The organism is Vibrio bivalvicida (genome assembly GCF_001399455.2).
Lineage (GTDB): Bacteria > Pseudomonadota > Gammaproteobacteria > Enterobacterales > Vibrionaceae > Vibrio > Vibrio bivalvicida.
Window position 1 is genome coordinate 43,236 of the sequence record NZ_LLEI02000091.1, and the last position, 11,569, is coordinate 54,804.

The window sequence follows — 11,569 nt, forward strand, 5'->3', positions numbered from 1 at the left end:
CTAACTATCGAGCTTATCGTAACGTTTCTAATCTTAATCCTAGATGAACAAAAAAGCCCCTGATATAAATCAGAGGCTTAGTGTAGCAATCAAGCAACGACAGTTAGTCGTCTTCGATCAATTTGTAGATAACAAATAGTGCAATCTCAAGTAAAACAAACAATACACAGCTAATTGTTACGTACTTTTCATCGAAAATGCTGATGCCATGAAGCACAAGGTCATAACCTATGAACACGCCAACAACCACCGCAATGATTATCTGCAAGATTTGAATAAAACGTGGCATTTTAGCTCCTGACGAATAAACAATGATTACAGTATACAAATAAAAGGTGCAGCGTTTGCTCCACCTTTATCAGTTAATTCAATGAGTTCTCACAAGCTGAACAATCTAATTTACGCTTGGTCTTCCATTTCTTGGATTTTTACTTTCCAAGTATCAGGACCAATCTGGTGAGCGTTTGCACCGTTTGAGTCAACCGCGACAGTAACAGGCATATCTTCTACTTCAAATTCGTAGATTGCTTCCATACCTAGGTCTTCAAAAGCGACCACGCGTGCTTTCTTAATTGCTTTAGCAACCAAGTAAGCCGCACCACCGACCGCCATTAGGTACACCGCTTTATGCTTTTTAATCGACTCTACTGTCGCTGGTCCGCGCTCAGCTTTGCCAATCATTCCCATGATGCCAGTCTCTTCTAGCATCATATCGGTAAACTTATCCATACGCGTAGAGGTCGTAGGACCAGCAGGACCAACCGCTTCATCACCCACTGCATCAACTGGACCTACGTAGTAGATAAATTTGCCTTTGAAGTCGACGCCTTCAGGCAAGCCTTCACCACTTTGCAGCATGCCTTGAATGCGTTTATGTGCTGCATCACGACCTGTTAGGATTTTGCCAGAAAGTAGAACGGTTTCGCCTGTTTTCCACTTTTCTACTTCTTCTTGAGTCACTTCATCTAGGTTAACACGGCGCGTATTTGCTCCCGCTTCCCATGTGATATCCGGCCACTCTTCGAGCTTAGGTGGTTGAAGATCAGCAGGGCCAGTTCCATCAAGCGTGAAATGTACGTGACGAGTCGCGGCACAGTTAGGAATCAAGCACACTGGCTTAGAAGCTGCGTGAGTTGGCGCTGTTTTAATTTTAACATCAACAACGGTAGTCAAACCGCCCAGACCTTGAGCACCAATACCCAACTTATTGACGCGATTGAAAATATCAAGGCGAAGCTCTTCTTCCGCATTTTGTGGACCACGGTCAATCAGCTCCTGAATGTCGATGTGCTCCATCAGAGACTCTTTCGCCAATACCGCAGCTTTTTCTGCTGTACCACCAATACCGATACCAAGCATGCCCGGTGGACACCAACCTGCGCCCATTGTTGGTAGCGTTTTCTCTACCCATTCAGCGATATCATCCGATGGGTTCAGCATCACCATCTTGGTCTTGTTTTCTGAGCCGCCGCCTTTCGCTGCAATTTGAATTTCAACCTTGTTACCCGGCACCATATTGATATGAACAACGGCAGGCGTGTTGTCTTTGGTGTTGATTCGCTTACCTGCAGGGTCCATAAGAACCGAGGCACGTAGCGGGTTGTCTGGGTTGGTGTAGGCTTGGCGTACACCTTCATCCACCATCTGCTGAACAGTCAGATCGGTTGAGTCCCACTGGACACCCATGCCCACATTAACAAAACAGGTCACAATACCAGTGTCCTGACAAATTGGACGATGGCCTTCTGCAGACATACGAGAGTTAATTAGGATTTGAGCAATGGCATCTTTCGCCGCTTGACTCTCTTCACGGTTATAGGCTTTTTCTAGGGCTTGGACAAAGTCTAATGGGTGGTAATAAGAAATGTACTGGAGCGCATCAGCAACACTGCTGATCACATCCTGCTGGCGAATTACGGTCATTGCATGCCTCGTTATATTTTTGCTTCCTTTTTATGGTCGAACACAAACGTTTGCTTGTTAATTTTATATTTGCAAAACACTGGTGTAGCGACCTTTGTGGTCATTATGATACTCTTGCTTTCCTCAACACGCTACGTAATCAACGATCTCTTTGTCACAAATTAAACAAATGAATAACATCAAGCCAAATCGCTTAGAAATCAAACCGATTCCTTACCAGCCAGACATTGCAACGCAGTATTTTAGCCATATTGAGATGCTTCCTTGGTCGATGCTTTTGCGTTCCCCTTCCCGTACTCATGTTGATAGTCGATTTGATGTATTGGTCGCACAACCTGTAGCAACCGTTACCACGCACGGCAACGAGAGTTATATTGTGGCTGGCGATGATACTGAAAGCTCAAGCGATAACCCGTTTGAACTGCTCAAACGAGTCCAAGCGCAGCGACTACCCGATATTGAATACTCAGGCGAGCTGCCTTTCGTTGGTGGCGCACTGGGTTATTTTGCCTATGACTTAGGTCGTCGTGTTGAGCGATTACCATCAATCGCTGAGCAAGACCTAGTCTCGCCCGACATGGCAATTGGCCTTTACGATTGGGCAATGATTGTTGATCACCAAGAGAAATCGGCGTTTGTCGTTGGTGTAGAGACAGAGTCACGTTGGCAATGGTTATGTGCACAAGAAACAAAGTCAAACGGAACGTTTATTCTCTCCGACGAATGGACGTCGAACATGACCAAAACCAGTTACATTGACAAGTTTAACCAAGTTCAGGAGTATCTGCGCTCAGGCGACTGCTACCAGATCAACTTGGCACAGAGATTTAGTGCACCTTATCAGGGGGGGGAGTGGCAAGCCTACCAAAAACTGGAACAGGTAAACCAAGGGCCGTTCTCAGCCTTTATTCGTACTGAACAAGGCGCAATTTTAAGTGTTTCTCCGGAACGTTTTTTACAATTGAAAAAGCGCCAGATTGAAACGAAACCAATCAAAGGAACACGCCCTCGTTCGGCAGATCCGCTCACTGACAGAAATGCCGCTGTCGAACTCGCCCATGCTGAAAAAGATCAGGCAGAAAACCTGATGATCGTTGACCTCTTGAGGAATGACGTGGGACGAGTTGCCAAACCAGGCTCTGTCCATGTTCCGAAGCTCTTCGATATTGAAAGTTTCCCGGCGGTTCATCACCTAGTCAGTACAATATGTGCTGAACTTGATACTCAATATAGTGCATCTGACCTTCTTAAAGCTTCTTTCCCTGGAGGTTCGATAACAGGCGCTCCTAAGATTCGAGCAATGGAAATCATTGAAGAGCTTGAGCCTCACCGCCGAAGCGCTTACTGCGGCAGTATCGGCTATATCAGTCGTCATGGCCGTATGGACACCAGTATTACTATTCGTACCTTAGTGGCCGAAAATGGAACAATTCATGTTTGGGCAGGTGGTGGGCTTGTAGCCGACAGTCAATGTGAATCAGAATATCAAGAGACCTTGGACAAACTGAGTCGAATTCTACCTGTTCTTACGAAATAGACCTTATACATCAAAATGGTGGGCTTAGTACCTAGGGTTTGCAGAGCTAAGGCTAAACCCATTTTTCTAGCATGAGCTTAAGATCTTTTGCCGTGTATGGCTTGGTCAAGATATCGTCCATACCACATTGAATACACCTATCACGTTCTTCTAATGTGGTTCCAGCGGTCAGCGCAATAATTGGCTGCGTGTATTCTTGCTCTCGCAGGTAGGCTGTCGCTTCAAAGCCATCCATTTCTGGCATACGGCAATCCATAAAAATCAAGTCATAGTAGCTGGTATTAAACGCTTTAATCGCTTCAAGGCCATTGTTTGCGAGATCGGGAGTAATCGAGAGCTTCTTTAACATTTGATTTATGATGACTTGATTCATACGAATATCATCAACTACAAGAATGGAGAGTTGTTCAAGCGATCTTGTCTGCCCTTTCGATTGTGGTTTCGCTTTATATGCCACTCGCTCAGAGGCCTCTTTTATTGGCAATCGAACATCAAATCGACTCCCTTTTCCAACTTCACTGAACAGGGAAATATCGCCAGACATCAGTTCTACTAGATTCTTACATATTGCCAGCCCTAAACCAGTCCCTTCAAAATTCCGCTTTGCAGTTCTATCGGCTTGAACAAAAGGAGTGAACAGTTGTTTTTGCGCTTCTTTGCTGATCCCTACGCCGGTGTCAACAATAGAGATAAATAAACTGTCCCCGTCCCATTTAACGCTGACCACCACCTCTCCTTTAGAGGTAAACTTAATTGCATTGCCGATAAGGTTAATTAGTATCTGGTTTATTCGTTCGAAGTCACCAATGAAGGTCTCAGGAATTCCGTCCTGTTCATGAAATTCAAAGCGAATCCCCTTTTCTTGAGCTTGGGTTTCGAATATGCCGTAGACCATTTTTTTCAGCTCTTCCCATTGGAACTGAGAAGGTATCAACTGCATCATACCTGCACTCATTTTGCTGAAATCAAGGATATCATTGATGATATGACGCAGTAGGTCTCCGGAATGGGATAGGTTGCTTAATAACGTCTGCTGGTCTTCATCCAAGTGAGTGCTTGCCAGTAACTCAGCACTACCTAATAATCCATTCAGTGGGGTTCTCAACTCATGGTTGATCATTGCGACAAACTCTTTCGTTGAGCGTTCAGATTCTTCCGCCCTAGCCCGTGCCTCTTGGTTGCTAGTAATAATGAGCTGTCGGCAGATGGCACTACACAGCAACTCAGCGACAAGCAACAACTGGTTGACAACAAACTCGCGTTCGATATCAATGCTTAACACTTCTACGGCAAGCTCTCCGACAACTTCATGCTCCACCTCTATTGGTAGCTTTAATGTATTTTGCTCCCAAATTGCGTATGGCTTAATCAACTCTATGTCTCTCGCCACCGCAGAACCAAATGTATTGCCAATGACAGTGGTGATGAGACCAGGAGTAATAAACAAACCTATCTGCTTCAATGCTGTCGAAGCCATCAACCGCTCAAGCAAATTAGTAATCAAGCCATCATCTAGAGTACGACCTAAAAAAGCGCGACCAAAATGGATCAATGCCTCATTGATGTGCTGCTCAAATTCGAGTTTATGTAAGTCACTATGGGTTTGCTTTTTGAGTTGCGTTAATACCAACTCTAAATGTTGGTTAGTCTCATACAGCTCGAGGCTTTTTTGCTCTAACAGCTGTTCTGCTTGCTTGCGAGCCTCTATTTCTCTGGCGAGCTTTCTTTCTAATGGAGAATTTTTATCCATTGACAGCTATCCTACCAAGCTAACCTTGAACCGAACCTGACTGCCGTCGTCAGATAAGTTTTCCATGGTCATAGTCAGACGCTCATTAAAAAACTCAGCGCATCCCTCGATTAATCCTAAACAAACATGAGACAAACAGCGTGCGCTCTGGTAGTCGAACACCATGTCACTTTCCGTTTCCGAGATAAATACAAATGAAGGAGGGTTCGCTTCCGGGTAGAGCTTTTTAACTTCTATATGTATGTAGTCTTCGACCAACTTGATAAATTGAAACGTCGTTTTGCAACCTTGTAGGCTATTATTATCAGGTAAGGTGTTATAAAGGTTATTAAAAACTGACTGGCCGAACACACGTTGTAGATCTTCAGGGGAGATACCCGTGCGTTTACTAAGTTGTATGATGAGTTTGACCAGATTACGATGGTCGTAGCTTCCGACTGCAGTGTATACGCCACTATCACCCACCGCAGAAAGCAGGCTATCAAGTTCATCTAAGCCAAACTTCTGTTCGACTAGGTCCATAAACTCGGTAAAGATAATGCCTTTCATGTTTTACGCTATCCTTGAGCCGATATATGTAATAGAAAGCATGAGTCATATTGATGGTTTTTTCAAATATCAAAGGAGCTAACGTGTTGTCTGAGCTAAATAAAAGTCACTTAATTCAGCAATTTCAAATGCACCAGACTGTCGACTATCATCAGGAAGCTATCAAACGTGTTTCACACCTCAATCAGAGTAATTTACGTAAAGCATCTGTCTTAATCGGTTTTGTAGAAAGAAAACAAGGCATCAACGTCCTATTCACTCGCCGAGCGAAGCACCTTAAGCACCATCCAGGGCAAGTAAGCTTTCCTGGTGGAAAGTTTGAACCTACTGATCTCGACTTATCTCACACAGCTTTACGTGAAACTTTTGAAGAAGTAGGGATTGAACAAGATAAAATCGAGATCTTTGGCCAGATGCCAGAGTTAGTCACTATAAGTCGCTTTACCGTAACGCCCTATTTGGCATTCATCTCTTCCGACTACCAAACTCAGATCGACACGAATGAAGTCGATGAAGTCTTTGAAGTTCCTGCCTCTGTCGTCCTCGACAAAGAAAAATTACACAGTCAGCAATTTCGAGTTAATAATTTTTCACATCGTGTCTTCGGACTTTCTTACAATTCTCATTTTATTTGGGGAATGACCGCGCAAATCATCCAAGCTATGCAGAATCATATTATGCATCAATATTAATAGAATCATTGAATGGTTTATTTTTGTTCACATTAGTTAAATTTTTTATCAATAAAGCAAACGTTTTCCTGCGACACGCATAAAACAAATTTGCAACAACATTAGTTTTACTAATGCTATGGATTAGCATAAATCACCAGTAGCACATCATTTTCGTGACCAAAAACCTGTTTTTGACATATCATGTTATAACTTGAATCAATTCATGATTTAGATCTATTTTTCATGCAAGATTTTTATGCAAAATTGCCCCCGACTTATTTCCTGTTCCCAAAAATGAGTATCACAAAATGAATACTACTACTACTGCGGGTAAAACCGCACAATCGTCTAGTAAGTTTACTTACAAAGACTTCACTTGGTGCCTATCGCTATTCGGTACAGCTGTAGGTGCTGGCGTACTTTTCCTTCCAATTAAAGCAGGCGCTGGTGGCTTCTGGCCATTAGTAATCCTTGCTCTAATCGCAGCTCCAATGACTTGGTTTGCACACAAGTCTCTGGCTCGTTTTGTACTATCTGCGAAAAATCCTGAAGCTGATATCACTGACACTGTTGAAGAACACTTTGGTAAAACTGGCGCAAACATCATCACTTTTGCATACTTCTTCGCCATTTACCCAATCGTACTAATCTACGGCGTTGGTATCACAAATACTGTTGATTCTTTCCTAGTCAACCAAATGGGTATGGAATCCATCCCTCGCTGGCTACTTTCTGGCGCGTTAATCGCTGCTATGACTGCTGGCGTTGTGTTTGGTAAAGAGCTAATGCTAAAAGCAACATCTGCACTGGTTTACCCACTCGTTGCGATCCTGCTAGCACTTTCTTTCTACCTAATCCCTGATTGGAACAGCTCAATGGTAGAAGTAGCACCAGACTGGTCTTCGATGCCATCTGTTGTTTGGCTAGCAATCCCAATCATCGTATTCTCTTTCAACCACAGCCCAGTTATTTCTCAGTTCTCTAAAGAGCAACGTCGTGTATACGGTGACGATGCTGTTAAGAAAACAGACACTATCACTGGTGGCGCAGCAATGATGCTAATGGGCTTCGTAATGTTCTTCGTGTTCTCTGTAGTACTTTCTCTATCTCCAGAGCAACTAGCAATGGCAAAAGAGCAAAACATCTCTGTTCTTTCTTACCTAGCGAACGTTCACGAATCTCCACTGATTTCTTACATGGGTCCTCTAGTGGCATTTGCAGCAATCACTTCAAGCTACTTTGGTCACTTCCTAGGTGCTCACGAAGGTCTAGTTGGTCTGATCAAGTCTCGCTCTGAAACTTCAGTTAGCAAGATTGAGAAAACATCACTACTGTTCATCGTTATCACTACATGGATTGTGGCTATCGTTAACCCAAGCATCCTAGGTATGATTGAAACAATGGGCGCGCCAATGATTGCGGCAATCCTATTCCTAATGCCTGTATTCGCAATGCAAAAAGTACCTGCAATGGCGAAGTACAAAACTTCGGCACCTGTACAGATTTTCACAGCAATCTGTGGTATTGCGGCAATTACTTCTGTAATCTACGGCGCTCTTTAATCTAAGGCTTTATAAGTCTGATTAAACCAAGAATATAACGATAATAATAAGCCTCCCTCTCCCCTTGGGAGGCTTTGTTCTGAGGTAATCGATATGATTAGTGTTTTTGATATCTATAAGATCGGCGTTGGTCCTTCTAGTTCTCACACTGTAGGTCCAATGAAGGCAGGTAAAGAATTTATTGATGATTTACGCTCAATGGGAAAATTGCGCGACATCACTAAAATTACCGTCGACGTTTATGGATCACTATCACTGACAGGGAAAGGTCACCACACAGATATTGCTATCATCATGGGTCTTGCAGGCAACACCCCTGAGAAAGTTGATATCGATTCTATTCCGGGCTTTATGGCTCGTGTAGAAGAAACTGAGCGCCTTCCTGTTGGCATGCACTGTCACACAGTATCGTTCCCAAAAGAGGGTGGTATGAACTTTCATACTACTAACCTTGAACTTCACGAGAACGGCATGCAAATCCATGCTTGGATTGGTGAAGAGCTGGCTTACTCAAAGACTTATTACTCAATCGGCGGTGGTTTCATCGTTGATGAAGAGAACTTCGGCAAGGAAGAAGAAAACCCGGTTAAATCACCTTACGAATTTACTACCGCTGAAGAGCTAGTGAACCAGTGCAAAGATAACGGTCTTTCTATCAGCACGCTTGTAATGCAGAACCAAGCTGCGCTTCATTCTGACGAAGAGTCTCGTACTTACTTTGCTAACATCTGGAAAACCATGCGTGAGTGTATGGATCGCGGCATGAATACCGAAGGTATCCTGCCTGGCCCGCTACGCGTACCTCGCCGTGCTGCTGCGCTGCGTCAGCAACTTCTAACGTCTGAAAAAACAACTAACGATCCTATGTCGGTTGTCGACTGGGTGAACATGTTTGCTTTCGCCGTTAACGAAGAAAACGCAGCGGGTGGTCGTGTGGTTACTGCACCTACCAATGGTGCTTGTGGCATCATCCCAGCAGTACTCGCTTACTACGATAAGTTCATTCAAACTGTGACTGAAAAAGATTACATCCGTTACTTTGCCGCTTCTGGCGCAATCGGTGGTCTATACAAACGTAACGCATCTATCTCTGGTGCTGAGGTTGGCTGTCAGGGTGAAGTCGGCGTAGCGTGTTCTATGGCGGCCGCGGGTCTTGCTGAGCTTATGGGTGGTAGCCCTGAGCAAGTGTGTATGGCTGCAGAAATTGCTATGGAGCACAATCTAGGTTTGACGTGTGACCCAGTTGCCGGTCAGGTACAGGTTCCTTGTATTGAACGTAACGGTATTGCTGCTGTGAAAGCAATTAACTCTACTCGCATGGCTCTACGCCGTTCTTCTGCACCAACGGTATCTCTGGATAAAGTAATTGAAACTATGCTAGAGACAGGTAAAGACATGAACGCGAAATACCGTGAGACTTCTCAGGGTGGCCTGGCAGTTAAGGTTATTTGCTAATCTTACTGAAACCTTATTAAACAAAGCCTGAGCCACTGCTCAGGCTTTTTTATTATCACTAGATCAAGAACCATTCACCACACAACTTCATCATTTAATTAGTTTTATAAAAAAATATAAATATGTCGCTATATCCAAATACTTTGGATTTGCTCGTATTTAATCACATCCAAACGCCTCATTTATTGATAACTTCATGCCCTTTTCAACTCAGGGTTATTATTCGAATGATTAGGTTTGAACTTGGAAGTCAAATCTGTGTGTGCCTGTCGGAAAACGAACTCTCTATCGAGATCAATCACCAACGACATGCATCCCTTTACATTACTCACAATGAATATCTTATATTAAACACTATATCCGCATTTGGGACGCTTAACTCACCGATATGCCAACGCTCAATTGAGCGAAAAATAGCGCAAAATCACCAGGTAACATTACCTGAGAATGGCTTCAAGAATGTCATTGCTTCATTGCGTAAAAAATTCAAGAAACTGATCGATCCACACTTATCAACGAGAAAAAACATCATCGAAAATATCCACCGTGTTGGTTATTTTGTGCCTTTCGAGAGTCATGACAGCCAGAAAAATGGCGCCGAGCAACAAAGAAGAGTTGATAAACAAGCCAAGCACGCGCTGGTCACTGCGGTTAAGTATTGCTTGACGAACCGCAAGGTCTATTTGGACCTAGGATTAGTTTTGATCTTAACCAGTGTTGGCTTTATCTTTATTTACTACATCACTATTAACGCCCTTATAAAGCAAACATACTTTAATGACATTAACGCCTTCACCGACACGCTTGCAGACCAAACATGTTTTACCGATCAAGAAACACTAAGTTCAATGTTTGATCAGGTCGAGTTAGTTGAATCAGGTATGATGATCGACCGCTTTAATACTCGCTGCCTAATAACGCCAGAACATGTTATGCCGGTTAGCCGAACCCAATACAATCAGTGGTTGGAAAACAACAACTACATCATGCATGAGTTTGGAAAAAAGGGCGCAACCATGACAGTGAGAGTAAAGAATATTAACCTGTCTCGAAGCATAGAGGGGCACCTTTCACGCTTCTTTCTTAAAGGTATGAAAATCTGCACCAATACAGGAACATCTCTTGATGTCGGCAAAACTGATGGCCGCCCTTCAATTAGTAAGGAAACCAATGTAGGGTACAAAGAGTTTTTTTATATCTCTAACCCTATCCGCAACATTCTACTGTTTGCTACGCTACTGATCATTGCTCTGCGCTACAAGAACTTGTTCGCCCTTAGCCAATATTTAATGGGTATCAGACAGTTTAACCTCAAGCTAGAACCTATCTATGACACAGAGGGCCACGTTAACCTCCACTATGAAGCACTATCCCGCTTCACAACAACGAATACTCAAAAGTTTATTGAAACCCTCATCGCCAGAGATCTGTTATTGACTCACACTTTGTTGGTGATAAAGACACTGTATGGTGACGGCAAAAATTTACTTGCACCAGTGAGTGTCAACGTGTGCCCCTCACTCTTAAAGAGTACTAATTTTAGGTCTCTATATCAGTGCTTATCTGGTTATGACTGTAGCCACCTCACCATAGAGATAACAGAAAACGCATCAATGTATTACACCGATGAAATATACGCCAATATCCGCCAAATCAAGTCTCTAGGTTGCAAAATAAGTATCGATGATTTTGGAACCGGGAATAATAATGTTGAGCTGATTGGTAAGATCAAGCCTGACTATCTAAAAATAGACAGAGACTTCGTTATCGGTATGCGCCAAGACGAGAAGAAAGTTGAAACGGTCCGCCAACTCATTGCTATGGGTAAAGCCTACCAATGTACGATTATTGTTGAAGGTGTAGAAACAGCAGAATGTGCTCACCTGCTGACAAAGCTAGGTGCAAAAATACATCAAGGCTTCTATTACGCCCTTACCTAAAATTATAAACCAAGGTGGCTTAGCTTAAGTCACCTTAGTTCTCTCCATATAAATCACTAAACACTAGTATTGCCCATTCAAACCCAGCAAATACCTGTTGACGTCAATATCACCCCCAATCTGTTGTTTGTGAGACATTCTGCATAATTTTGTAAACCTAATTTATTCAAACAAATAAA

At 43.2% G+C, this 11,569-nt stretch carries 9 protein-coding genes; 5 read left to right on the plus strand and 4 right to left on the minus strand.

All coding sequences use genetic code 11. The features are described 5' to 3' along the window. Positions 1-103 precede the first annotated feature (103 nt). Both APB76_RS21840 and APB76_RS21845 read right to left on the minus strand, forming a co-directional pair. Positions 104-289, minus strand: coding sequence for a hypothetical protein (locus APB76_RS21840; protein WP_049845077.1), 186 nt, complete (start codon positions 287-289; stop codon positions 104-106). Positions 290-399: 110 nt separating this feature from the next. Beyond that, positions 400-1,923: a fumarate hydratase gene (locus APB76_RS21845; RefSeq protein WP_054962539.1), complete on the minus strand. Its 1,524-nt coding sequence runs from the start codon at positions 1,921-1,923 to the stop codon at positions 400-402. A 169-nt stretch (positions 1,924-2,092) separates the two neighbouring features. On the opposite strand from APB76_RS21845, the gene pabB reads away from it, so the two are divergent. Next, entirely contained in the window at positions 2,093-3,460 is a 1,368-nt protein-coding gene (gene pabB / locus APB76_RS21850) for an aminodeoxychorismate synthase component 1 (protein ID WP_054962540.1), read from the plus strand. 52 nt (positions 3,461-3,512) lie between these two features. Here the strand turns inward: pabB and APB76_RS21855 are convergent, their stop codons facing one another. Further along, a complete protein-coding gene (locus APB76_RS21855; protein WP_054962541.1) occupies positions 3,513-5,210 on the minus strand; it encodes an ATP-binding protein in 1,698 nt (565 codons plus the stop codon). Between the two features lie 6 nt (positions 5,211-5,216). Continuing rightward, complete coding sequence (locus APB76_RS21860) at positions 5,217-5,759, minus strand: heme NO-binding domain-containing protein (protein ID WP_054962542.1); 543 nt, start codon at positions 5,757-5,759, stop codon at positions 5,217-5,219. Positions 5,760-5,842: 83 nt separating this feature from the next. Between APB76_RS21860 and APB76_RS21865 the strand changes: the two genes are divergently transcribed. The 4 genes from APB76_RS21865 (at position 5,843) to tpdA (ending at position 11,390) form a co-directional block, all read left to right on the plus strand. Continuing rightward, positions 5,843-6,451, plus strand: a complete 609-nt coding sequence (locus tag APB76_RS21865; RefSeq protein ID WP_054962611.1) for a CoA pyrophosphatase — start codon at positions 5,843-5,845, stop codon at positions 6,449-6,451. Positions 6,452-6,741: 290 nt separating this feature from the next. Next, entirely contained in the window at positions 6,742-7,995 is a 1,254-nt protein-coding gene (locus tag APB76_RS21870; RefSeq protein ID WP_054962543.1) for an aromatic amino acid transport family protein, read from the plus strand. Between the two features lie 93 nt (positions 7,996-8,088). Beyond that, positions 8,089-9,450 (plus strand): L-serine ammonia-lyase, encoded by a 1,362-nt coding sequence (locus tag APB76_RS21875; RefSeq protein WP_049845071.1) that lies wholly within the window; start codon positions 8,089-8,091, stop codon positions 9,448-9,450. A 227-nt stretch (positions 9,451-9,677) separates the two neighbouring features. Beyond that, the gene (gene tpdA / locus APB76_RS21880; RefSeq protein ID WP_054962544.1) at positions 9,678-11,390 is read left to right on the plus strand and encodes a cyclic di-GMP phosphodiesterase TpdA; all 1,713 of its coding nucleotides are present in this window, start codon (positions 9,678-9,680) and stop codon (positions 11,388-11,390) included. Positions 11,391-11,569: the final 179 nt, after the last annotated feature.

Excerpts from the sequence above, each read along its gene's own strand:
- APB76_RS21840 (WP_049845077.1), bottom strand. The coding sequence starts at position 289 with ATGCCACGTTTTATTCAAATCTTGCAGATAATCATTGCGGTGGTTGTT.
- APB76_RS21845 (WP_054962539.1), bottom strand. The coding sequence starts at position 1,923 with ATGACCGTAATTCGCCAGCAGGATGTGATCAGCAGTGTTGCTGATGCG.
- pabB (WP_054962540.1), top strand. The coding sequence starts at position 2,093 with ATGAATAACATCAAGCCAAATCGCTTAGAAATCAAACCGATTCCTTAC.
- APB76_RS21855 (WP_054962541.1), bottom strand. The coding sequence starts at position 5,210 with ATGGATAAAAATTCTCCATTAGAAAGAAAGCTCGCCAGAGAAATAGAG.
- APB76_RS21860 (WP_054962542.1), bottom strand. The coding sequence starts at position 5,759 with ATGAAAGGCATTATCTTTACCGAGTTTATGGACCTAGTCGAACAGAAG.
- APB76_RS21870 (WP_054962543.1), top strand. The coding sequence starts at position 6,742 with ATGAATACTACTACTACTGCGGGTAAAACCGCACAATCGTCTAGTAAG.
- APB76_RS21875 (WP_049845071.1), top strand. The coding sequence starts at position 8,089 with ATGATTAGTGTTTTTGATATCTATAAGATCGGCGTTGGTCCTTCTAGT.
- tpdA (WP_054962544.1), top strand. The coding sequence starts at position 9,678 with ATGATTAGGTTTGAACTTGGAAGTCAAATCTGTGTGTGCCTGTCGGAA.